Origin of the sequence: Seonamhaeicola sp. ML3, from assembly GCF_023273855.1 — a bacterium.
GTDB lineage: Bacteria > Bacteroidota > Bacteroidia > Flavobacteriales > Flavobacteriaceae > Seonamhaeicola.
Genome location: NZ_CP096884.1, coordinates 1,113,044 through 1,135,862, shown reverse-complemented (window position 1 = coordinate 1,135,862; position 22,819 = coordinate 1,113,044). Strand labels below are relative to the sequence as shown.

General features: G+C 33.5%; 20 protein-coding genes. 8 read left to right on the top strand and 12 right to left on the bottom strand.

The window, feature by feature from the left end; translation table 11 throughout:
• Positions 1–35: 35 nt before the first annotated feature.
• Entirely contained in the window at positions 36–383 is a 348-nt protein-coding gene (locus M0214_RS05165) for a toxin-antitoxin system YwqK family antitoxin (RefSeq protein WP_248724404.1), read from the bottom strand.
• A gap of 287 nt (positions 384–670) precedes the next feature.
• Here M0214_RS05165 and M0214_RS05160 point away from each other — a divergent pair, with 287 nt between their 5' ends.
• The 3 genes from M0214_RS05160 (at position 671) to M0214_RS05150 (ending at position 4,739) form a co-directional block, all read left to right on the top strand.
• Positions 671–2,971 carry an inorganic phosphate transporter gene (locus M0214_RS05160; protein WP_248724403.1) on the top strand — a complete coding sequence of 767 codons (2,301 nt, stop codon included), beginning with the start codon at positions 671–673 and terminating at the stop codon, positions 2,969–2,971.
• Positions 2,972–3,066: 95 nt separating this feature from the next.
• Complete coding sequence (locus M0214_RS05155; protein WP_248724402.1) at positions 3,067–3,786, top strand: DUF6503 family protein; 720 nt, start codon at positions 3,067–3,069, stop codon at positions 3,784–3,786.
• Between the two features lie 71 nt (positions 3,787–3,857).
• Positions 3,858–4,739, top strand: a complete 882-nt coding sequence (locus M0214_RS05150) for an OmpA family protein (protein ID WP_248724401.1) — start codon at positions 3,858–3,860, stop codon at positions 4,737–4,739.
• Between the two features lie 53 nt (positions 4,740–4,792).
• On the opposite strand, the gene M0214_RS05145 is transcribed toward M0214_RS05150, so the two are convergent.
• The 4 genes from M0214_RS05145 to M0214_RS05130 all read right to left on the bottom strand — a co-directional run bounded on the left by M0214_RS05145 (position 4,793) and on the right by M0214_RS05130 (position 10,018).
• Positions 4,793–5,470 carry a hypothetical protein gene (locus tag M0214_RS05145; RefSeq protein ID WP_248724400.1) on the bottom strand — a complete coding sequence of 226 codons (678 nt, stop codon included), beginning with the start codon at positions 5,468–5,470 and terminating at the stop codon, positions 4,793–4,795.
• A gap of 498 nt (positions 5,471–5,968) precedes the next feature.
• Positions 5,969–7,759 carry a ribonucleoside-diphosphate reductase subunit alpha gene (locus tag M0214_RS05140; protein WP_248724399.1) on the bottom strand — a complete coding sequence of 597 codons (1,791 nt, stop codon included), beginning with the start codon at positions 7,757–7,759 and terminating at the stop codon, positions 5,969–5,971.
• A 3-nt stretch (positions 7,760–7,762) separates the two neighbouring features.
• Positions 7,763–9,037 (bottom strand): ribonucleotide-diphosphate reductase subunit beta, encoded by a 1,275-nt coding sequence (locus tag M0214_RS05135; protein ID WP_248724398.1) that lies wholly within the window; start codon positions 9,035–9,037, stop codon positions 7,763–7,765.
• Between the two features lie 417 nt (positions 9,038–9,454).
• On the bottom strand, positions 9,455–10,018 hold the full coding sequence (locus tag M0214_RS05130) for a DUF3109 family protein (RefSeq protein WP_248724397.1): 564 nt from the start codon (positions 10,016–10,018) through the stop codon (positions 9,455–9,457).
• A gap of 82 nt (positions 10,019–10,100) precedes the next feature.
• Here M0214_RS05130 and M0214_RS05125 point away from each other — a divergent pair, with 82 nt between their 5' ends.
• The 3 genes from M0214_RS05125 (at position 10,101) to M0214_RS05115 (ending at position 11,565) form a co-directional block, all read left to right on the top strand.
• A complete protein-coding gene (locus M0214_RS05125; protein WP_248724396.1) occupies positions 10,101–10,682 on the top strand; it encodes a MarC family protein in 582 nt (193 codons plus the stop codon).
• Between the two features lie 72 nt (positions 10,683–10,754).
• Positions 10,755–10,958, top strand: coding sequence for a hypothetical protein (locus M0214_RS05120; RefSeq protein ID WP_248724395.1), 204 nt, complete (start codon positions 10,755–10,757; stop codon positions 10,956–10,958).
• 1 nt (position 10,959) lies between these two features.
• Positions 10,960–11,565 carry an NAD(P)/FAD-dependent oxidoreductase gene (locus M0214_RS05115; protein ID WP_248724394.1) on the top strand — a complete coding sequence of 202 codons (606 nt, stop codon included), beginning with the start codon at positions 10,960–10,962 and terminating at the stop codon, positions 11,563–11,565.
• A 56-nt stretch (positions 11,566–11,621) separates the two neighbouring features.
• Here M0214_RS05115 and M0214_RS05110 read toward each other — a convergent pair whose 3' ends face one another.
• The 5 genes from M0214_RS05110 to M0214_RS05090 form a co-directional block, all read right to left on the bottom strand.
• Positions 11,622–12,077, bottom strand: a complete 456-nt coding sequence (locus M0214_RS05110; RefSeq protein WP_248724393.1) for a globin family protein — start codon at positions 12,075–12,077, stop codon at positions 11,622–11,624.
• A gap of 139 nt (positions 12,078–12,216) precedes the next feature.
• Positions 12,217–17,196 (bottom strand): YCF48-related protein, encoded by a 4,980-nt coding sequence (locus tag M0214_RS05105; RefSeq protein WP_248724392.1) that lies wholly within the window; start codon positions 17,194–17,196, stop codon positions 12,217–12,219.
• A gap of 90 nt (positions 17,197–17,286) precedes the next feature.
• The gene (locus M0214_RS05100; RefSeq protein WP_248724391.1) at positions 17,287–18,879 is read right to left on the bottom strand and encodes a S41 family peptidase; all 1,593 of its coding nucleotides are present in this window, start codon (positions 18,877–18,879) and stop codon (positions 17,287–17,289) included.
• Positions 18,879–19,310: a dCMP deaminase family protein gene (locus M0214_RS05095; protein ID WP_248724390.1), complete on the bottom strand. Its 432-nt coding sequence runs from the start codon at positions 19,308–19,310 to the stop codon at positions 18,879–18,881. The genes M0214_RS05100 and M0214_RS05095 overlap by 1 nt, the downstream gene beginning before the upstream one ends.
• A gap of 173 nt (positions 19,311–19,483) precedes the next feature.
• On the bottom strand, positions 19,484–20,077 hold the full coding sequence (locus tag M0214_RS05090; RefSeq protein ID WP_248724389.1) for a HupE/UreJ family protein: 594 nt from the start codon (positions 20,075–20,077) through the stop codon (positions 19,484–19,486).
• Positions 20,078–20,181: 104 nt separating this feature from the next.
• Here M0214_RS05090 and M0214_RS05085 point away from each other — a divergent pair, with 104 nt between their 5' ends.
• Entirely contained in the window at positions 20,182–20,694 is a 513-nt protein-coding gene (locus tag M0214_RS05085; RefSeq protein WP_248724388.1) for a hypothetical protein, read from the top strand.
• Between the two features lie 32 nt (positions 20,695–20,726).
• Here the strand turns inward: M0214_RS05085 and M0214_RS05080 are convergent, their stop codons facing one another.
• Positions 20,727–21,446: a hypothetical protein gene (locus tag M0214_RS05080; protein WP_248724387.1), complete on the bottom strand. Its 720-nt coding sequence runs from the start codon at positions 21,444–21,446 to the stop codon at positions 20,727–20,729.
• 213 nt (positions 21,447–21,659) lie between these two features.
• Here M0214_RS05080 and M0214_RS05075 point away from each other — a divergent pair, with 213 nt between their 5' ends.
• Positions 21,660–22,130 (top strand): CBS domain-containing protein, encoded by a 471-nt coding sequence (locus M0214_RS05075; protein WP_248724386.1) that lies wholly within the window; start codon positions 21,660–21,662, stop codon positions 22,128–22,130.
• A 1-nt stretch (position 22,131) separates the two neighbouring features.
• Here M0214_RS05075 and M0214_RS05070 read toward each other — a convergent pair whose 3' ends face one another.
• Complete coding sequence (locus M0214_RS05070) at positions 22,132–22,812, bottom strand: E3 ubiquitin ligase family protein (protein WP_248724385.1); 681 nt, start codon at positions 22,810–22,812, stop codon at positions 22,132–22,134.
• Positions 22,813–22,819: the final 7 nt, after the last annotated feature.

The window sequence follows — 22,819 nt, the reverse complement described above, 5'->3', positions numbered from 1 at the left end:
GCATTGCATCGGCTTTTTTATGCTTTTTATTGTAGTTAAAGCGATACAGCTTTGTCTACTTTAGAAATTTTAGTCACTTTAGAGTTAACATAGTCAACCTCTTTAATTTCACCATTTACTAAAAAAGTCCATTTACCTTCTTTTTTTCCATTTTCGTAGTTACCAACAGCTATTTTATTGCCTTTAGTATCAAAACTGGTCCAGGTGCCATGTAGTTTTCCTTCTTTATTAAAAGTACCTTGTTGTTGTATGCTACCATCTGCGTAGAAGTAGGTGGTTTCAATTAAGTCTCCTATAGTTTTGTGTGTTACTTTTTTATCTTCTTGTGCAAAAACAGAGGTGCCTATAAATAAAACTGTAAGGATAAAGATATATTTTTTCATAATATGTGGGGTTTTTAATTAATAATTACATAACAAATATATGTATAAATTTACAAGTAGACAACGTTTACATAACATTAAATTAACATTAAAACTGTAACTAATTGAATAACAATATTTTAATATTTTTAAAATTAGTAACATTAAGTTAACATAAGTGTATATTGGTTTGTTGAGCATTATTAACCGTAGTTTTTATTATTTAGAGTAAAGAACATAACATTAGCATAACATTAGGTTTAATAAAATATCTGACATTTGCTCTTTATAATTTTACTTTTTCCTGAATGGATATTTATACTTTTATGATCGTTGCACTTGCTGTTTTGGCAATTGCAGATTTGGTAGTTGGTGTAAGTAATGATGCTGTAAACTTCTTGAATTCAGCTATTGGTTCTAAGGCCGTTTCTTTTAAAACGCTTATGATTGTTGCTAGTGTAGGTGTTGCTTTTGGGGCACTATCTTCTAGTGGCATGATGGAAATTGCCCGTAAAGGTATTTTTGTTCCAGGAGAATTTGTCTTCGATGAAATCATGATCATTTTTATGGCCGTGATGATAACCGATATATTATTATTAGACTTTTTCAATACACTCGGTTTACCTACATCTACAACTGTATCGATTGTTTTTGAACTTTTAGGCGCCTCTGTGTGTATGGCGATTTTAAAGATTTCTGCCGATAACAGCCAGTCTTTATTAGACTTAGGCAACTACATTAATAATGAAAAAGCCATAGAAATCATTTTGGGAATCTTGCTCTCGGTGGTTGTGGCCTTTTCTATTGGTGCATTAATTCAGTACGTGGCGCGACTTCTGTTATCATTCAACTTTAATGAGAAGCCAAAGTTTTATGGCGCAATTTTTAGTGGTTTTGCGGTAACTTCAATAATGTATTTTATCCTTATAAAGGGTATAAAGAATGCAACCTTCATGAACGATAGTATAAAAGCCTTTATATCGGGTAATACTGAAATAGTTTTGGTGGGAGGCTTTTTATTTTTCACGCTAGCCTCTTTTGCATTGATTCTATTCTTAAAGACGAACATCTATAAGATTATAATTATTATAGGAACATTTGCTTTGGCAGTGGCTTTTGCTGGGAACGATTTGGTGAATTTTATTGGACCAACAACTGGAGCATACCAGGCATTTCAAGATTATACTGAAGCACATAATACATTAGGTGTTTTAGCTACTGAGTTCAGAATGGATAGTTTGGCAAACAAAATTCACACACCTACCTATATTCTGCTCATTGCTGGATTAATTATGGTATTAACGCTTTGGTTTTCCAGTAAAGCTAAAGCGGTTGTAAAAACATCGGTAGATTTATCACGTCAAGATGATGTGAAAGAACGTTTTGAACCAAATTTTCTATCCAGAAGTATTGTAAGAATGACCATAGCAGCATCTGATAGTATTAACAGTATGTTGCCTAATGCTGCTAAACGCGTTATTTCAAAGCAGTTTCAAAAACCTGTAATTTCGGCTGCTATAAAAAAAGAAGATATGCCGGCTTTCGATATGGTGAGAGCTGCGGTAAATTTAATGGTAGCGAGTGTACTTATTTCGATTGCAACTTCAATGAAATTACCTTTATCTACCACTTACGTTACTTTTATGGTCGCCATGGGTACTTCTTTAGCAGATAGAGCATGGGGAAGTGAAAGTGCTGTATATAGAGTAGCTGGTGTACTTAATGTTATTGGTGGATGGTTCATGACAGCTCTATGTGCTTTTGTTGCTGCCGCCATAATGGCCTTGATTTTATATTATGGTAGAGGTTATGCTTTAGCGGCTTTAATTGCTTTTGCCATATTGGTACTGGTTAGAAATTATTTAAGCCACAGGAAGAAATCTAAAGAACTTAAAGAAGAGGATAGCCTACAAAGAGCAGAGAGCAGTTCTACACAAGGTGTAATTTTAGAGAGTGCTAGCAATATTGCCAACGTCATTAATAGAAGTAACAGAATATATACTAATGCTGTTGCAGGACTGGCAACACACGATTTAAAAAAATTAAAAAAGAACAAAGCCCAAGTTGAAAAACTAACGGATGAAATAGAGGACTTAAAGGATAATATCTATTATTTTATTAAAAATCTTGATGAGCCAAGTGTTAATGCCAGTAATTTCTACTTAAGTATTTTAAGGTACTTGCAAGATATGGCTCAATCTTTAGGCTATATATCGAATACAAGTTATAAGCACGTAAACAATAACCACAAAAAATTAAAGTTTAGTCAAATAAGGGAATTAAAGGATATAGACATTACTTTAGAAGAATTATTTGCCAATACGAAGAATGCATTCATGTCGGGCTCTTTTGACGAGATTGGAGCAGTATTAGAGAAAAAACACGACATATTTAATTCGATATCACGTAAAATCCAAAAGCAAGTTGAGCGCACAAGAACTGAAGAATCCAGTCCAAAAAACACGACGCTTTATTTTGGCGTTTTATTGGAAACAAAAGACCTGTTAACAGCAACTATAAGCCTTTTGGAAGAATATTATAATTCGCATGATGCTACAGTAGAACCCGCAACAGCTGCAGCTAGCAACAATGTAGAAGAGGAAGAGTAAAACCGAAAATATTTAAGGATAAAGATTAAAAAACGATACAAAGACACCTTGGTTAAGGTGTCTTTTTGTTTTGTATCTTATAAGAAAATATCATTATGAAAATAAACAGTTTACTTTTTGTTATGCTGGCCATTTCATTGCAAGTGTATTCGCAGCAAATAACTGGTAAAGAATTGCTAGAAAAAGCTATTCTCTATCATGACCCACATAATAATTGGCAAGACTTCGAGGGAACTCTTGATATAACGATGCAAATTCCCAACAAATTACCTCGTCAAAGTTTTATAACTATCGATTTACCGAACCAATACTTTAAGTCGATTACGAAAAGAGATTCCTTAAAGATAGAAATGATAATTAGTAAAAAAGCGTGTTCTTTCGCTTTAAACGATTCAGAAAATATTTCGGAAGTAGACCTAAAAAAATATAACTTAAACTGTAAGCGTGCAGAATTATTAAAGAATTACTACACGTATTTGTATGGTTTACCAATGAAACTTAGAGATCCAGGAACTATCATTCACCCAAACGTTAAGAGAAAGTCGTTTAAAGGAAAGGATTATTTGGTTTTAAGGGTAACCTATAATTCAGAAGTAGGTAACGATATCTGGTACTTTTATTTTAATCCTGAAACCTATGCCATGGAAGTCTATCAATTCTACAAAACAGACAAAAATAGTGTTCAAGAAAACAACTCCGGAGAGTATATTCTCTTAACTGAAGAAGAGTTAGTAAATGGTATTAGAATGCCAAAGAATAGAGCCTGGTATTATAATAAAAATGATCAGCTTTTAGGAACCGACATTTTGAATTAAAAAGATTTTAATGCTTCATGATCTGATTTTGTTTTCCTTACGTAAATGAGGTAAACCAAATCCATTTAATTATGAAGAAAATTTCAATTTTATTAGTAGTTGCCCTCACTTTTTCGTGTGTCTCTAAAAAGAAGTATGTGGCTATAGAACAAGAAAATGGGCAGATTAAAAGTGAACTGCTTAAAACAAGAGTAGCTAAAGAAGACTTAGAAACTAAGTTTGCTAAAATTCAAACTAGAGTGACTGAATACAATACCAAAATAGAATCTTTAAAAGAAGACGTCGATGTCTTAACTGAAGAAAGTGATTCTAAGTTTGAAACGCTTAAAAGCGGTGCTGTAATCTCTAATAAGGCTAAAGAACAAATGAGAGCTACTTTGGCAAAAGTTGACCCTGCCAAATTAAGTAATGCCAAGACACTTAAAGATTCTATGAATTTAGCGGTGGCTTATAATTTAGAAAAAGTAATAGATTCTAATGATATTGATGAAGACGAGGACATAGCTGTTAATATTAACGAAACTGTTGTTATGATTTCTATTTCTGATAAAATGTTGTTTAATAGTGGTAGCTATGTAGTAAGTTCTAAAGCAGATAGAATTTTAGCAAAATTAGCCGATGTTATAAAGTCTGAACCAAGTTTAGATGTTATGGTTGAAGGCCATACAGATTCTAGAGGAATCCATACCGAAAAAATTACAGATAACTGGGATTTAAGTGTTTTAAGAGCTACCTCGGTTGTAAGAAGGTTGCAACACAGATTTAAAGTAGCTCCAGAACAGTTGATTGCTGCAGGAAGAAGCAGTTACCAACCGATAACAGATAATAAAACTTGGAAAAACAGAGCTAGAAACCGTAGAACACGTATAGTGATTCTTCCTAACATTGATAAGTTTTTTGCATTAATGGCAGATGAGGATACCACATTGGCAGAGAATAAAATTTTAGACTAGAATTTTATCTCATAATTAAAAAAAAGCACCTCAACAGAGGTGCTTTTTTAATTTTAAGCTGCATTCCAAAAGGATTTTACTTCATTACAGATTACATTAATCTCTGTAATCGCTTTAGATATATTATTTGGAGCAGAAATTATCCTTTCTCCAAATATATCTATGGATAGACAAAGATCATCTAGAACCTTATCTCCATCTTTAGCAACAACTTCTTCTAAATATTTTTTTATCAATACTGATATATATCGAGATTGAATATTATCAAAGATATTACTTTTCGAAACATGTATTTTTACAGCTCCTAAATAAGTTTTTCCGTTTACCTTTATCCTAATAATTACATCTGGTGATACAATGATTTCTACGCCATTGATATAAACAGATTTCGATTCCACTTTTTTTATAGTTTCATAAGGAATCGTTTTCAGCATATCAGGAAGTTTTATATGTATATATCTCTGTAATGCTTCAATTGAAACTATTCGGTCTAGGACTTGTCTCGGTTTTTTAGGAATTCTACCTTTTAATTCCTCTATCCCTTTTATAATTGGATCTAAATCACCATTGTTTTCTATTGACTTTTTTATTCTAGATTTGCTTAATTGATACCATGAAACCAAAAATTTATTAGGATTTTTTTGTTGCTTTATAATTGTTCTTTTTTTAGAATCGCTTGCTTTAGAAAAATCCGCAAACTGATTTATAGAAATTTTAATTTCTTTTGTCATTTTTTAAATATTTTATAGAGCTTTTGTAAGATATTTTCGCTCTAATTGTTAATAACCCTAAAATCGGTTGATAAAAAATAAGGGTCATAAATTCTTATTTTACAACTGTTTTCAGGTTTTAATTAAATCACAGAAATATTTAACTTGGTCAGAAGAGGCTAATTTTGTACGTTTGAAGAACAAAATAGGAGATGAGTTAATCTCACTTCTGTATTTTTACAATAAAGGGGTCCAAACCAAATTTGTAAAAAAATAAAATCAAGAGGGATATTTCAAATGTCCCTTTTTTTTTGCTTTTAAAACTCTACTTATGTTTTAATTTAATACTCAAATTTACTTTTAACTTATTTCTTTTAGATAAATTTTAAAAAAAGCTTTTCAACTAGTTTTTAACATATTATCTGTTAATTTTAAAAGCACCTCCTGGGAGGTGCTTTATAAATTTGGGGTTCCCTCTCTCGAGGGAACCCACAAGAAACCAATCATGTCTCTTTTTAATTATCCTTCGCAGCTAGTGCACTCTTTTTTCTGTTTAAACTTTTGAGCTGCATTCATACTATGCTGATAGTATAAAGACTTTAACCCTAATTGCCACGCTGTAACGTAGATTTTATTAATGTCTTTTACAGGCATATCTGGGTGCACAATAATATTTACTGACTGTCCCTGATCGATATGGTTTTGTCTGTTCGCTGCTTGGTATACAATTGTTAACTGGTCAATCTCCGAGTATGTTTTAAATACATCACGTTCAAGCTCAGTTAAGAATTCAAGATGTTGAACAGAACCATCGTGATCTCTTATACTTTTCCATACTTCTGGTGTATTCATTCCTTTTTCTTCAAGAAGGTTTAATAAGTACGGATTTTTTATTGTGGTTTTAATCTTAGCAATATCCTTAACATAAATATTAGACCAAATAGGTTCGATGCCTTGAGAAACCTGACCAAGAATAAACGCCGAAGAGGTTGTAGGCGCAATAGCGTTTAATGTAGCGTTACGTCTTCCGTAGCCTTTTAAAACTTCTGGTTCTCCAAAGCGTTCAGCCAATTCTTCAGATGCCTTATACGACTTCTCTTTAATCACTCTAAATATTTCACTATTCAAGTCATAAGCTTCAGCACTGTCAAACGGTAACATTTTAGACTGTAATAAAGAGTGCCATCCTAGAGCGCCTAAACCTAACGCTCTATTATCTTTCGCAAAATTATAGGCGCGCTCCATAAACATGAATGTTTGTCTGTCGTCTAAATCATCAGAATCTCTAAACTCTTCAAGTTTATCGATAAATTCAGTAATTACAGCATCTAAAAAGTATACCATGGTTTCAACAGCATCGGTATCTTTCCATTTATCGTAGTGTAATAAATTCACAGATGATAACACACATACAAACGACCATTTTTCATTGGATGGTAGCATGATTTCAGTACATAAATTGCTAGCAACAATTTTATGCTTATTCTCCTTATATACTTCAGGCGCTTGGTTATTGGCATGATCATTAAAGAAAATGTATGGATATCCTATTTCACCTCTACGTTGTATAACTTTTGCCCAAATAGAACGCTTATCAACATCGCCATCTATCATTTCTTGCATCCACTTGTCGCTAACAGTAACACCGTGTGTTAGCTCTTGGATAGAGTTTCCTTCAGTACCAATTTCTAAAAATTCATTGATATCTTGGTGTTCAACAGGTAAATATGGCGAGAATCGTCCGCGTCTTACAGAGCCTTGACTAACAACATCTACCATTTTCTCGAAAAGCTGCATGATATGAACTGCACCCGAAGATGAACCGTTATTTTTTACAGGCGCCCCTCTATGTCTAAGATTCCCAAAATAACCAGAAGTTCCACCGCCTAATTTAGACATCATTCCAACTTCAGATTGCGTGTACAGGATGTTACCCATATCATCTGCAATGTTAGAACCAAAACAACTAATTGGTAAGCCTCGTTTTTTTCCAAAATTAGACCAAACAGGCGAAGCTAAAGAATAGAAGCCTTCAGACATGTATTTGTAAAACTTGTCTGCGTAGCCATCAATTTTAAGAATTTGTTCGGCTCTTTCGGCTATCTCACGTATTCTTTCTTCTGGAGTAGCACCTTCTGTTAGGTATCCAGATGCCAAGAATTTACGGCTGTTTTCGGTTAGCCATTCAAAATTTAACTCTTCTTTGCTATTTACATTTTTAATTTGCTCTTTACGAGCATTAATTAAATCGTTGTAATTAGATTGTTGTTCTGTGGTTTGGTTGTCTTGTTGCTGTGTGTTAAGTTTCATATTTTAAAAAAGGTCGTCGCTAGTTATACTTTTTGTTCTTTTACTATAGTTAATGGATCTTTTTACAAAGAAATCGCCATGTTTGGTTCCAATGATTTCATCATCAAACCATTCTGTTTGGGCTACTAATTCCTGGTCAATATCAAAGACTTTGTCAATTCCTATACTTTCCAAAGAATTGTTGAATCTGTTTTTAATAAACTCGTTTACAACGTTTTTAGGCAAGAAGTCTAATTCGCCTTCTTCAAAAATCCAGTCTACAATATCACTTTCAGCTTTAAAGGCTTCTTTACAGATTTCTTGAATTTTTACGTTATAATCGTCTCCAAACCAAGATGGGTTCTCTTTCTTGATGATTTTGATAACATCAATACCAAAGTCGCCATGAATTTGCTCTTCTTTCGATGTTGCCTCAACCACATTAGAAATACCCTTAAGCATATTTTTGTGCTTATTGAAAGCCATAATGATCAAGAACTGAGAGAATAACGATACGTGTTCAATAAATAATGAGAATAATAAAATCGATTCTGCGTACTCTTGTATGTTTTCACTTTTAGAATTTTTTAGTGCGGTTTCTAAATAGTGCACACGCCTCATGATAACGGGCTTCTTTTTTAGCGCTTTGAATTCCGCATTCAATCCTAAAATCTCCAATAAATGTGAATAGGCGTCATGGTGACGTACTTCACTCTCGGCAAAAGTTGCTCCAACAGAACCAATCTCAGGCTTTGGCATTTTTTGGTAAATATCGCCCCAAAAGGTTTTAACAGCGACTTCAATTTGAGAAATCGCCAACATGGTATTTTTTATGGCCGATTTTTCTACTGAATTTAGTTGCGCTTTAAAATCTTGAATATCGCTAGTAAAATTAAATTCAGTGTGGATCCAATAAGAATGTCTAATGGCATTTACATACTCATATAAATCTGGATATTCATAAGGTTTAAGGTTAATACGTTTTTCAAAGATGTTGGTCTGTCTTTTCCTGTTCTGCTCATCTCTGTAAAGAATGTAAGCCTTGGCAGCATCATGAAAGGCACTACCCATTAGCTTGTCTTCTACAATATCCTGTACTTGTTCTACAGTAGGGACATATCTTGCATCCATAGCTTTTCTAGCTAGAAGCGATTCGAAAACGCGGTCTGAGATTTCACTGGCATCTTGCCTTGACCCGTGATTTACTGAGAGCATGGCTTTCTCTACAGCGTTGGTAATTTTGTCTAAAACGAAAGGACTAGTTTCGTAATCACGCTTAATAATATGAGTTATTTCCATTTATTGGTTAGTTAAATTTTGACACACCGATTGCTACAGGAACATCCTGAAAACACACCAAATTATTTGGTATATTTTTAAAAAACTTTGATGAAATAATTCTTAATAAAAGGAATTCAACAAAGGCTATGTATTGATAATTGTATTTTTTACTCAGAATTGAGTTTCACAAAGATTGCAAAATGATTAATACATTTTTATGCAGTTAAAAAAACGTTTTCAACAAGTTTTTAACAAAGAAAAAACAGGAGTAAAATAATAAAGTTTACAAGAAAAATAGGTTAAAATATTGAAAATGAAGTAAATAACTTTTTTTGGAAATCAAAAAGTTTACAAAAAAATAATATACGATTAACTTTCTAAACGCCTTTTAAACAAAGGGTTTTATACTTTTTTTTCGATGAAATTTTAGGATGTTTATAACGTTTTAGCAACTTTTTCTAGTTCTAAATACCAATCTTCTCCAAATTTTCTTATGAGTGCTTCTTTAACAAATTTGTAGATAGGTACTTTAAGTTCTTCACCAAGCGTGCAAGCATCATCACAAATTTGCCATTTGTGATAGTTAACTGCCGAGAATTCAGAATAATCCGTAACCCGAATAGGGTATAAATGACAAGAGACCGGTTTTTTCCAGGAAATCTCTCCTTGGTTGTAGGCTTCTTCGATGGCACAAAGCGCTACGTCATTTTCATCATAAATCACATAGGCACATTCGGCATTGTTTATTAAGGGGGTCTCAAGTTCTCCTTCTTCGGTTGAAATGGAAGTGCCTTGTGCTTCAATGGCATCGATACCTTTTTGTCGCAAAAAGGGTTTTACCTTTGGGTAGATGTCCTCTAGTATGTTTATTTCATCTTTCTCTAGAGGCGCTCCAGCATCACCGTCTATACAACAGGCGCCTTTGCAGGCAGACAGATTGCATAGAAAGTCTTTTTTTACAATATCATCTGAAACAATGGTTTTTCCGAGTTGAAACATTATTCTGTAATCTTAAGCGGTGTAAAAATAGATAAACTTTAAATTTAAATACCGACCTTTGTCAAAATAATTAATGATCAATATGAAGCTCGTACCAAAAGAAATTTTTACCGCTTTTATGGTTTTATTTGCCGTTATTGATGTTGTTGGAAACATTCCAATTATAATAGATTTAAGAAAGAAAGTAGGGCATATTCAAAGTGAAAAAGCTTCGCTAATTGCGGGTGCCATTATGATTACCTTTCTTTTTTTGGGAAAGAGCATTTTAAATTTAATTGGTATTGATGTTAATTCGTTCGCAGTTGCCGGTGCGTTTATTTTATTTTTCATTGCCCTTGAAATGATTTTAGGGATAACGCTTTACAAAGAAGAAGAGAATAGTGTAATGACGGCATCTATATTCCCTTTGGCTTTCCCCTTAATAGCGGGCCCTGGTAGTTTAACAACCTTACTGTCGTTGCGGGCGGAATTTGAAGTAGAGAATATTATCGTTGCTATTATTTTAAATGTCATATTCATTTATATTGTTCTCAAAACATCTAAAAGGATTGAAAGTTTTTTAGGTTCGAACGGGATAAGTATAATACGAAAGGTATTTGGAGTTGTACTCCTTGCTATTGCGGTTAAATTATTTGCCGAAAACATTAAAGTTTTGTTCAATTAACTAAAACACAAAGTTGTTTGATTATTTGAGTAGTTGAATGGAGCTAAATCCAAAAACAAAAATTTTTAAAAAATGAAAATTGCTTCTGTTGTAATTATTGTTCTGGCTGTGATTATGGCCATTTTCAATTTCACTAAGATAGATTTTAAGGCACCTTTAGAAGGTGAAAGTATGGTTGCTGTTATCACGGTTGTAGCAGCGCTGTGTGCCATATTGTTAATGGCTATTTTAAGAGTATCTAAGCGTATTGAGGAAAAAGTAAAAAAGGGAAAATAGTATGTTCGATGCATTGATAGTAGGTGGAGGTGCTGCGGGCTTATCTTGTGCTTTAGTTCTTGGGTCGGCCAAAGACAAGGCTTTTGCTAAAGACAAGTACATTGGTATTATAGCGCATCAAAAAACCTCGCATTTACAGACTGCTTTATTCAATAATGTTCTGGGTTTAGCCCCAGGAACCACAGGAGCCTCTATTCTGGAAACTGGTAAAAAGCAGTTATCGGATCTATACCCACATGTGGAACAGATTAATAAGGAAAAGGTCTCTGAAATTAATGAAACAGATTATGGGTTTGAGGTGAAAACTAATAAAAACACCTACAAATCAAAACTTGTGGTTATAGCTGTTGGTTACACCAATTTAATGCGGATAAAAGGCCTCGAGAATTATATTGAACCACACCCAAGAGATGTTCCCGAAAAGGAACGTATTTGGTTAAAAAACACTAATCATTTAATACGTGACAACCTATACGTAGCTGGAACTTTGGCGGGATGGCGAAGCCAGTTTGCAATTGCATCGGGAAGTGGTGCTCATGTTGCGACCGATATTCTTACCCTTTGGAACAAAGGGAAGCATACCAAGGTACATGATAAAATACAATAAAAAAGCAGGTCTGTTAAACCTGCTTCTTCATGTTCTTAAGACCATGTAAATGGATTTTACCAAAATTTCCACCACGGCTTTTCATCAGCTACAGCTACAGCTTCTGCTTGGTTTGCAGCGTCTTTCATAGTGGTTGCTAAGACAGTGTATACTTCTACCCAGGCCGCTTTTACATCAGGAGTAAAAAGTTTTCCTAGTCCAGTTTCTAATGTATAAATAAGGGCAGAACCAACAGTATCGTAATGGCTGTCTTTAACACCATAACCTACGTGGTTTCTTCCAAGGTTTTGAACGGCTGGAACAATAGCATCCAAGTTATTTAAGCCATTTACGGCGGTGCCTATCATGGTCATTAATTTTTTTCCCTGTTCTTTCATGTCCCCTTTAAATAAAGGCTTAAGGCTTGGGTCTAAATCAAATAGTTTATCATAAAATATTTCTGCAGCTTTATCTGCGATAGGAACAACTTCTTTAAATGTTCCTTGTACTAATTCGATGGTTTTGGCTTCCATAGATTGGTTTTGTTTGAATTTAACAGAAGCAAAACTAATGTGTATTTAAGAAATTAAATATGGATAATAACAGCTAAAAACATGATTAATCGTAGGTTTGCCTTACAGCGATTAATCTCTTTCAACTTGGATTTTATAACTAATTCTTAATTATTTTAACGGTAATAGGTTTTTTTAAGTTGACTTTTAAGAAATAAACACCGTTGGGTTGTTCTTGAAAGTCCAGTTCTATTTTGCCATTATTAGCTTTGTAAATAGAAGAAGAAATTAGTTGAGACTGAATAGTAAAAACCTCTAATTTTATTTCCTCATCTAAAATGGGTAAAGCAATTTCAAAACGACCACTGGTTGGATTGGGGTAAGCAACTATATTGTTTATGGTATCAATCCTATTGGATAGTTTACCTTCACATGATTTACTTGTAGTTACATCAATTAAATCGCCATGAGAAGCGACAACCTCAAATGATTTTGAAGATGTTTTTAGGACTTCTTTACCGTTTCTATAGACAGAATAAGGTGCAGTTCCTTCTTGTATGTTTACAGAGACTTTTCCTTTCCTGTCATTTGATGTTTTTCCTGAAATGGTAGTGCTTTCTGCCAAGTTAACCGAAAAACATTGACTGAATGAAGAATCTAAAATCTCTACACAAAAATCATATGAATCAGGAGTTAAGTTCTCAATAACTAAATCAGAAGAAAATTCGTAATCTTGTCCATTTATAGTTACTGTATAATTATGATTTTCTAATGCTGAAATCAAAATCTTTGCATTATTTGTATCAGGGCAGGTCTCACCAACAGCCTGAATTGTAAAATTATTATGAGAGACAGCAATAGGAGAAATGGTTATGTCAAGATTTCCTGTTCTTCTTTGACCAGTTACTGTATTGGTTTTAATGACTTTCACTATTCCGTTTCCGGATTTATCCCAATCAATTTTGATATTATTGTTATTGGCGCTAGCGCTTTGATGACCTTGTAGAAACCAATTATAACTATAATTAGATTCTAGAATAGTAGTATAGGAATTATTCAAACTATACTCAGAAACTTCAGTATTACCTTCGATGATTACAGGCGATTCTTCAACATCCTCAACAATAACATTTATTGTCCTGGTTTTGCCTTGGCTACATTCATTATATGCTGTGACCGAAAGCGTATAATTCCCAGGGGTTTTCCAAAATACTTCTGCTGATTCATTATTGTAATTTATCTCATTATCTCCAGAAACACTCCATTTATAATGAACACCTGATTCATTTAAAACCTTATATCTTTCTTTATTTTTGCTATTGGGGTATTCATTGCCAGAAACCTTTGATGGGATAATACCTCTGATGTCTTTGAAATCTAGTTTTATAAAACTTCCATTACCTAAGCCGTAAAAAGTATTGTTGTCCTTATGGACAATCTTCAAATCATTTGAACTAGAACTAATTATGTTCCATGTATTTCCTGCATCATAACTTTTGTACAAAAAATAACCATCTCCTGTGGCAAACCATTCCTCTTCACTAATAGCATGTATGTGTTTTACATTTCTATGAATTAATGTGTATATTTTTTCCCAAGTCTCTCCTCCGTTTGTTGTTTTATAAATTATTCCATCATTTGAACCGGCCAAACCTATTTTGTCGTCAAAAAAACTTATCGAATACACAAAAGAATTTCCGTTTTCCAATTCTAAATCGGCAGATTCCCAAGTCTCTCCTCCGTCTTCTGTTTTAATGACACCAAATACACCTGCTGCAAATAATTTACTTTCGTTTATAATGAACAAATCATAAGGGTTATGGCTCGTGTCCACATTTTTCCAGTTTACACCACCATCTACAGATTTGAATATTCCAGTTTCTTTAGTAGTGAACATTATTAAATCATTTACAAAATAAATATTATTGACATATTCTAAATTAGTTATGTTTTGCCATGTAGTACCGTTATCTATACTTTTAAAAAGCACATTCTGATATTGGGTATTTATGCCAAATAGAAACATACTATTGTCTACAACTTCAAATTGTTTTACGGTTATATCGGGAATACTAAAATTTTGCCAAGTAATACCTCCATCAATCGTTTTTTTAGACTCGTTTTCCCCAAAAACATAGCCTATATCCCCTTTAAAATAAAAATCGTGTTTAGTATAATTACCGCCATTAAATGAAGATATCAATTCCCAATTACCGTTTGCTTCTTTTGTTTTTATAATACCGCCTTTATCAAACAATGCCCCATAATCTACCATCCCCACAACTATTAAATCACCGTTATTATTCTTTTTGATACTATTATAGTTTTCTAAAGGAATTGAAGATTGTAGGCGAGTCCAATTCACCCCACCATCAACCGTCTCATAAATACCATTTGCTGTAACATAGCCATGATTAGTATCTATAAAAAGTATGTCATTTAGTGAATAATTTGTTTCAATAGTCGAAATTAAGTTCCAAGTATCTCCACCATCTTCAGTTTTTATGATTTCACCTCTATTACCTGTTAAAAATCCTATTTCAGTACTTATAAACTCAATATTAGTTATTTTAAAACTGTACCTAAGACCATCTACACCTAAACTTCTTTCTGTCCAAGTTTCTCCACCATCATTAGTTTGCCATAGTGTTTCATCTAGTGAAATAATACCATTTAAGTCGTCAAAAAAATGCGCATCGCTAATATCATCAAAACTTAATACCTGTTTTTCCCAAAAAACACCACCATCTTTAGTTTTAAATATTTTACCATCTTCCCCAAAAACAAAACCAACCTCTTCATTTAGAAATAATAAATTATTTGGAAATGGGTATGATTCATCTGGAAGAGATAACGAAAACCATGTTACTCCTCCGTCTTCGGTCTTTAATAGGTCTTTGTAACCAGTAACATAACCTATTTCTGAAGTAATGAATTGCACGTTTGAATAATAAATTGGCCTGTTGACAGATTCACGCCTAATTATTTTCCAATTTTTACCTTTATCAGAAGATTTTAAAATTACACCATGTGTACCTACCGCAATAGCAGTGTCGTCATTTATAAATTCTACATCTAAAAATCCTATTGGCATACTGAAAACTTCAGCTCGACATGAAACTAGTGGTTTGTTTTCGGTTTCATTTAGAACAGAAATAAAAACCTGATTTTCCACAACTTCACTACTCTCATTATTTGTAGCTCTTATTCTTATCGAAAAGCTATTTGCTGTTTCATAATCAAAAATTGCATTAGCGACAACTTTATTATCTTCAATTTTAAAATCTTTATTATTTGTATCGCCTTCTCCTGGAACTAACTCAAAGTTGTAACTCAAGATACTACCTTCTACTCTTAAATTTCCAATTATTTCGTTTATGCTTTGGTTCTCAACTATCGTATTTTTATCCAATACAATCGAATAACTTTCATTTGTAAACAAAATTTCTTTACTAAGAACCACATCTTCTTCAAGCAGTGGGATGGCCTCTTCCTCTACACTACCAAGAAATTCTAAATTAAATATTGAAGAAAACACATCATTACTTAAAATTTCAAGTTGGGAAGATTTTGTTTCTAATGAACTTGGGAAGAATAAAATTTCAAACTCCGACTCTTCATTGGGAGATAATACTTGTTGAAAATTTCCACCAGGGTTTTCAATATTAATGTTATTATCCTGAACACCATCTAAATAATAGTCTTTACCAGAAATTGAAATCTTAGTGAAAAACAGATTTGAATTACCTGAATTTTTTAGCTTTACAGTTGTTCTTAGAACACTATCTTTTTTTGCTTCTAAATATATTTTTTTATTATTTCCTACACTATAATTATCATACTTAACCTCTAAAACAGGTTTTAAATCTGATGTGTATAATCCTTTTTTGTCTCCTTTTACTCCCTCATAGAATATTTTTCCTAGACCCTTTTCAGCGTTAAATAAATCTTGCGACTCTTTACTAGTAACCATAAATTCTGAAAATTCTTGAGGGTTACTGTCAGAACCATTAAAAATCCATAGTTTCTCGTTACTAAAAAAATAAAGCAAACCTTCTAGTTTCATTAAATTGGTTAATCCGCTTTCTGAAATATTGAGTGCTTGTATTGTCCCTTGTTCTGAGCCGTCAGATTTCCATAGCTTAGATTCATTTTGTCTCCCTCCATTGAAGTAAAGATTTCCGTTGAAGTCAATGAAGTCTGAAATATTGGATTTAGACCAATGTCTATCCCAGTAGAAACTCTTAACGGGTACAGTTCCCGATGGCGTTCCATCTGTTTTCCATAAAACGTCTGTGTCATTATCAGAATTAAAGTCTGTAGTGATTGAAAAGTAAACTAGACTTCCTACTTGAGTAAAATTATGGATATCTATATCTCCATATTGCGGTTGATTAAACTCTTTAAGCATAATATTATTTCCGCTAACATCTCTCCTATAAAATCTAATACTTTGACGGGAAGAGGTGTTTGTTATAAAATACAATTCATTGTTAAACGAATTAAGTTCGTCTATGAAATAATACTCGTCTATATTAAGTTGGTTAACGTTATTCGAATTTTCAAATTCCCATAACTTATTTGAAGCAACGAAATACATTTTATCGTTAGCTACAATTAGATTTTTTATCTGAGTATTAGCATCATAAACCATTAAAGTTCCTTCGGCTGTTCCATTTGTTTTCCAAATTTGCGTACTATTACCTCTATTATTTGAAGCCAAGAAAAATAACTCATCATTAAATATAGTAAAACTATTAATTGACGAACTAGCTCTTAATTTCTCATAAATATTCTTAACTAAACTTGTGCCCGCTTGTGTACCATCAGTTTTCCATAATTCATTTCCTGTAAATCCATTATTAGCTGAAAAATAAAGTTCGTTTTTAAACACAAATAAATTCTTAGGGCTACTACTGAAGGGGCCAGTGAATATATCCTTAACAATATGGGTGCCTTGTTTTGTTCCATCTGAAACCCAAATTTCATCACCGTGTGTAACATCATTGGCAACAAAAAAAACTTGATTATTTGAGGAAGTGAAATCTGTAATGGAATAAAAATCTTTTATAAAGTTTTGAGAGTGGACTAGATAAATTGAAGATAATATGGCTAAAAATAATAAGATTTTGTCCTTCATATTGATGTCTTTAAGAAAAAAACGCATAGCAAGGTAATTTTTTTCTTTCGAAATAAAAAATGACAAATCTCATAAAAATGAAAGAAAAGACTACCTGCCGTCACTCAACTTAATAACCTCATCAATCATGATATCGGTTTGGTTAAAGACTTCTTCGAAAGCGCCATTGCCAAAAAGTTGATCGGCCAGACTTGCTTTAAGGTATTGTTTTACTTCGTCGTGGTAAGCCACAAAGGTAACTTGAGAGCGTGTTTGTGTGTTTACGTAATCTTGAAACTGAATGACCATACTATCGTCGAGTTCAAAACTGTCTATGAATTCTCTTCTAGAAATACCGTCGTAAGCATGGCGGTCGAAATCTAATTGTCTGAAAATAAAATTATCGAAGAATTGATATTGTTCTATATAGCGTAATGTTTCATTATGAAGGCTATTATCTATTGGAACAAAAACATCTGGTATTATACCGCCACCACCGTAAACAACCTTTCCATTTGGCGTTGTAAATTTGAGAGAATCAGCAACTTCTATTTTAGATGGGTCTAGTAGCTCACCGCTATCTAGCCTATCGGAATACTCGTCGTAATAATCTTTATGCCCATTCTTTTTATAGGGACGCTGTATGGAACGCCCTGTAGGGGTAAAGTAACGAGATACGGTTAGTCGAACAGCACTGCCATCGCCTAAATCCATTTCGCGTTGTACGAGTCCTTTGCCGTAAGAACGTCTACCTACAATAGTACCTTTATCATTATCTTGAAGTGCTCCAGCAACAATCTCACTTGCAGAGGCCGAGTTTTCGTCTATTAAGACATAGACTTTGTTGTCTTCAAAATCTCCTTTTCGAGTGGCATAACTTTCCTCAATATCACCGCGTTTGTTTTTTGTGAATAATATGAGTTTGCCTTTGCCTAAAAATTCATCTACTATTTGTTCGGCTATAGATAAAAAACCTCCGGGGTTGCCCCTTAAGTCAAGGGCGATTTCGGTGGCTCCTAAATCCACTAATTTATCCAAACCTTTTTTAAATTCTTTATAGGTGGATTCGGCAAATCGATTTACTTTAATGTAACCCAATTTTTCGGTTAACATGTAGCAAGCATCCACACTTTTTATAGGAATAATGCCGCGTTTTAGCGTAAAGTTTAAGAGCTTAGGCTCTCCTTTTCTGTAAATGGTTAAATCTACTTTAGAATTTATTGGACCCTTTAGGCTTTTTACGAGTTCGTTATCATTAAAACCTTTTCCGTAAAGGGAGTCTCCGTTGGCCATTAATATTCTATCGCCACCTTTTATGCCCGCTTTTTCGCTAGGACCACCCTCTATAGTTTTAATTACCGTAATGGTATCTCTATAAGTATAGAAACTTACTCCAATACCAACAAAGTCCCCCTTCATATTTTCGGTTACACGCTGTAGGTCTTCCTTGGGGATGTAAACCGAATGTGGGTCTAGATTATTTAAAATACCATTAACGGTTACATCAACAATACTATCGGTATTTATATCTTCAACATAATCGTAATCTATGTAGTCTATAAGTCTGTTGAGTTTGTCTTTTTTGCTATTTGTAGAAAACAATCGGTCTGGTGTATCGCTAAAATTTAATTTACCGCCAATAAAAATACCTGCGGCTATAGCTACGCCCAAAATTAATGGCAGATATTTTTTTTGATAAGACACTAGGCTGTTAGATTCTCAATGTGTTCAACTTTAACTCCGGCCTTTTCGAGAAATTTAAGTCCAGAGTCATCTTTGTAGCGGGTTAAAAAAACAACCCTAACTATACCAGATTGGTGAATTAATTTGCTACACTCCTTACAAGGGGAAAGTGTAACATAAAGGGTAGCGCCTTTGCAAGACTGTGTAGATGCGGCAACCTTTAATATGGCATTGGCCTCGGCATGTAACACATACCATTTTGTGTAACCCTCGTCGTCTTCGCAAAAATTTTCAAAACCCGTTGGTGTACCATTATATCCATCAGATATAATCATCCTATCCTTAACAATAATAGCACCTACCTGCCTACGTTTACAATAAGATAGTTTGCCCCATTCTTGAGCCATTCTTAGATAGGCTTTGTCGTATTTTAGTTGTTTTTCTTTTGGCATTTTAATGTATTGGATAATAATATGGGCTAATAAATTTAAGGAAAGAATCTACGCATTCATTCTATTCTTATGTTTCAAGAGCTTAATATCACGCTAAAACCTATTAACGAAGATAATTGCTTGGTATTTTAATTACAACCGTTGGAAGTTAAAAGTTTTATAAAAGTTAAGGCTTAATAAGCCAGCAGATCACTATTAAGTATCATAGGAATAACCAAACCAATAACTATAGCAGAAACTACCATAACCCAATCTCTTTTAGAAAACCTGAATATGGTTTGCGATAGGTATCCTAGGAAGAGTACAACGAAAACAACAACCACCTGTGCAACTTCTATTCCCAGTGCAAATTCCAACAGTAACAATAATTTGTTATCAGAGTCTCCAAACATCATATGGAATTCGCGGGCAAAACCCAGCCCATGTATTAAACCAAAACTTAAGGTTGATAGAAATACGATTCCGATTTTTTCTTTTTGGCTATTTTTTCCTGCAGTAAAAACATTAAAAACAGCAACAATTAAAATGGTAACAGGAATTAAGAATTCAACAATTTGAGGATTAACTTTTACAACGCCGTAAGCAGCCAAAACCAGTGATAAAGTATGCCCTAAGGTAAAGGTAGACACTAATATTAATACCCTTTTCCAGTTATTGAAAAGATAAGGAACAGTTAAAACAATTAGAAATAAAACATGGTCGTAAGCGTTAATATCAAGTACGTGATTCATGCCGTACTCAACGTTAAACCAAAAATCTTCTAGCATTTAAATTAGGTTTTAGGGGTGTTACCAAAAGTACAGGATTTTTTTATTAGTTCATTAAAAAATAAACTATTCGCATATATTTGCGTTACAATAAAAACCATTTTATGAAAAGATTGTTTTTAGGGCTTTTATGTTTTTCATTCCTAGTGATTTCTTGTAAAAAAGTAGAAAACGACAGTACAGAGACTAAGGGTAGTGAAGCGCAACAGATAACAGAAAAAGATATTTCTAAAATTGATTATACCGAGTTCTTGCTAGACGAAAAGAGTGAGACCTATGTTTCCGATTGGCCAGAATACAAAGAATTGAGCGAGGAATTGGGTAATATGAGAAAAGGTGATTTTAGTTATCTTATCGACAATAAGGAAGCTACAAAACTAACCTTAGAAAATCTTAAGGAAGAGATACCAGAAGTGATAAATTCGCCCGCAATACAAGCTAGGATGTTAGCCTTTGAAACCAAGTTTCTTAAACTTGAAAGCTACTATAACTTAAACGCCCCATCAAAAGAGGAGCTATTACAATTAACCAAAGATGTTTTGGTGGCATTTTCTTATCTCAATCTTCAAATCAACAAGAAAGTAGAATTCGACAATCAAAATGTCAATAAACCTTAAAAACTAAAAAAAGCGCTTTAAGCGCTTTTTTTTTAGTTTTTTGTTTGTGAGGCTTCTACTTGTTGCAATGCCTGTTTTTGTCTTAATAACTCGGTTTTGGTAATTTGAATCATATTAAAGTTAGGCGAAGCTTTTAAGGCAGCGTCTAAAATATCAACAGCGGCGTCGATATTCGCTTTAGGGTCTTTGTTGTAAATGGTAAGGGCATTTAGATACATAAAAGCAGATTTTAGAGCAACCTCATAAGGGGTCTGTCTTTCAAAAAATGCTTTCTTCATATCTTCTTTAGAATTTGCAAGACCATATATAATATGTTTCTCTGCTTCTGCTAATTTTGAGGTTTGCAAGTTTAGTTCGGCCAGCTCGTAAGCAATATGCGGACTAGGTGTTCTTTTAAACATTTCCTCGAAAAAGGGAATGGCCATTGCAGGTTGCTTCAACGCTTTTAGTCCTAAAGCCTTTACTTGTATGGCAACGTCAGAATCGTTAGCATTTTGTTCGAAACCTATAGTGTTTATAGCTTGGTTATTTCTGCCTTGGTCTAGGTATAAATAGGCAAGGGTGTCTTTTCTTGCTTGCGAAGGCGCTAAGACATTTAGGTGTGTCATGGCATTTATGATGCCCTGAACATCCCCTTGTTTTTTCATTTGTTTATAATACGCTTCGTAATGAGCAATTAATGTCTCGTTGGTTTGAGCGTGCACAGCAAAACCGCTGCACAATAAAACCAATCCTAAAAGTAATCTTTGCATTATCTTAAATTTTAATGGGCCTAAAACTATAAAAAATTAACATCTAAAGTCTTAAAAGAATGCTAATTATTTTATGTTCAGACCGTAGTTGTTTTGCATTAATACATAAATCGAGCCAAAACTATGTGACAGATTATTGCTTGGTTACCGTTGTTACTTTTAGGAAAACTCAAAAAAAATTTTTACATTTAGTTTAAACTAAACGAAAGAACTATGGGAATAAAGAGTTTTCAAGGAGCCAGAAGGCAGCAAGCAAATACAGCAGACAGTACACCATTAAAGGTAAGTGACTATATGACCCGAAACTTAATAACGTTTACTCCAGACCAAACGATAGAAAGCGTTATGCAGGCTTTGATAAAAAACAGAATTTCGGGTGGCCCGGTGGTCAATGAAAAGCATGAGTTGGTAGGTATTATTTCTGAAGGAGATTGTATTAAGCAAATAAGCGAAAGCCGATACTACAATATGCCTATGCAGGATAAGACTATAGGCAAACATATGGCTACAGATATCGAAACTATAGATGGAAACATGAATATTTTTGATGCGGCCAACAAATTCTTAAATGCCAAACGCCGTCGTTTTCCAATTATAGAAAATGGTAAGTTGGTAGGGCAAATTAGCCAAAAAGATGTTCTTAAAGCTGCAATGACTTTAAAGGGCAGGAATTGGTGGAAGTAATTTAAGCCCTGCTTCTTCTAGCTTTGGGTAAATCTGTAATTATAAGTTTGTGTTCCGGACTACTTTCTAGCGCCGCAATCTTAGAATAGTTATAGCCAGAAATGGGTTCTTTAACCGATTTCCATTTGGCTATGCCTGCTACTGTAATGGTTTCGCCTACTTCAATTATACGCTCAGAATAGCGCAGTTTTTTATTAAAACCCAAAAAGTTTTCGCTATTGATATTATAGTAGTCCAATACTTTTTTAAATTCAGGTGAGGGGTCGTTTAAAAATCCTGATGACACACTTTTATCTTCCTCAAAATAGTTAAAATAGTTTTTGGGTACTTTAACAGGTTTTATAATAGCTACTTCGCCTTTGTCTTCGATAAAGAAATCTTGAATGTTTTCTTGTTCCACCAGGGTTTTCCAGTAGGAGTTTTTACCTGTGCTTTTCTTCTGTTCTATTTTAATAACATAAGCTACGCATTTTCTTTTGCTAAAGGGAGCTACAAAAGGCTCATGAACATGGAGTACTTTACCAGTAATTTTTGTTAACTCATTAGAACGGAATTGTGTGATATGTTTAAAATTAAACTTCGAAAGTTTTCTTAGCAAGGTTTGTTTTCTGCCAAAGTAATAACTTGATATTCCGAAGATTATAAGTCCAGCAATAATAAGAAAGGGAATGAGTGTATCCATTAAGTTG

What these genes read in the sequence shown, in the direction of transcription:
- M0214_RS05165 (WP_248724404.1), bottom strand. Translation starts at nt 383, where the DNA reads ATGAAAAAATATATCTTTATCCTTACAGTTTTATTTATAGGCACCTCT.
- M0214_RS05160 (WP_248724403.1), top strand. Translation starts at nt 671, where the DNA reads ATGGATATTTATACTTTTATGATCGTTGCACTTGCTGTTTTGGCAATT.
- M0214_RS05155 (WP_248724402.1), top strand. Translation starts at nt 3,067, where the DNA reads ATGAAAATAAACAGTTTACTTTTTGTTATGCTGGCCATTTCATTGCAA.
- M0214_RS05150 (WP_248724401.1), top strand. Translation starts at nt 3,858, where the DNA reads ATGAAGAAAATTTCAATTTTATTAGTAGTTGCCCTCACTTTTTCGTGT.
- M0214_RS05145 (WP_248724400.1), bottom strand. Translation starts at nt 5,470, where the DNA reads ATGACAAAAGAAATTAAAATTTCTATAAATCAGTTTGCGGATTTTTCT.
- M0214_RS05140 (WP_248724399.1), bottom strand. Translation starts at nt 7,759, where the DNA reads ATGAAACTTAACACACAGCAACAAGACAACCAAACCACAGAACAACAA.
- M0214_RS05135 (WP_248724398.1), bottom strand. Translation starts at nt 9,037, where the DNA reads ATGGAAATAACTCATATTATTAAGCGTGATTACGAAACTAGTCCTTTC.
- M0214_RS05130 (WP_248724397.1), bottom strand. Translation starts at nt 10,018, where the DNA reads ATGTTTCAACTCGGAAAAACCATTGTTTCAGATGATATTGTAAAAAAA.
- M0214_RS05125 (WP_248724396.1), top strand. Translation starts at nt 10,101, where the DNA reads ATGAAGCTCGTACCAAAAGAAATTTTTACCGCTTTTATGGTTTTATTT.
- M0214_RS05120 (WP_248724395.1), top strand. Translation starts at nt 10,755, where the DNA reads ATGAAAATTGCTTCTGTTGTAATTATTGTTCTGGCTGTGATTATGGCC.
- M0214_RS05115 (WP_248724394.1), top strand. Translation starts at nt 10,960, where the DNA reads ATGTTCGATGCATTGATAGTAGGTGGAGGTGCTGCGGGCTTATCTTGT.
- M0214_RS05110 (WP_248724393.1), bottom strand. Translation starts at nt 12,077, where the DNA reads ATGGAAGCCAAAACCATCGAATTAGTACAAGGAACATTTAAAGAAGTT.
- M0214_RS05105 (WP_248724392.1), bottom strand. Translation starts at nt 17,196, where the DNA reads ATGAAGGACAAAATCTTATTATTTTTAGCCATATTATCTTCAATTTAT.
- M0214_RS05095 (WP_248724390.1), bottom strand. Translation starts at nt 19,310, where the DNA reads ATGCCAAAAGAAAAACAACTAAAATACGACAAAGCCTATCTAAGAATG.
- M0214_RS05090 (WP_248724389.1), bottom strand. Translation starts at nt 20,077, where the DNA reads ATGCTAGAAGATTTTTGGTTTAACGTTGAGTACGGCATGAATCACGTA.
- M0214_RS05085 (WP_248724388.1), top strand. Translation starts at nt 20,182, where the DNA reads ATGAAAAGATTGTTTTTAGGGCTTTTATGTTTTTCATTCCTAGTGATT.
- M0214_RS05080 (WP_248724387.1), bottom strand. Translation starts at nt 21,446, where the DNA reads ATGCAAAGATTACTTTTAGGATTGGTTTTATTGTGCAGCGGTTTTGCT.
- M0214_RS05075 (WP_248724386.1), top strand. Translation starts at nt 21,660, where the DNA reads ATGGGAATAAAGAGTTTTCAAGGAGCCAGAAGGCAGCAAGCAAATACA.
- M0214_RS05070 (WP_248724385.1), bottom strand. Translation starts at nt 22,812, where the DNA reads ATGGATACACTCATTCCCTTTCTTATTATTGCTGGACTTATAATCTTC.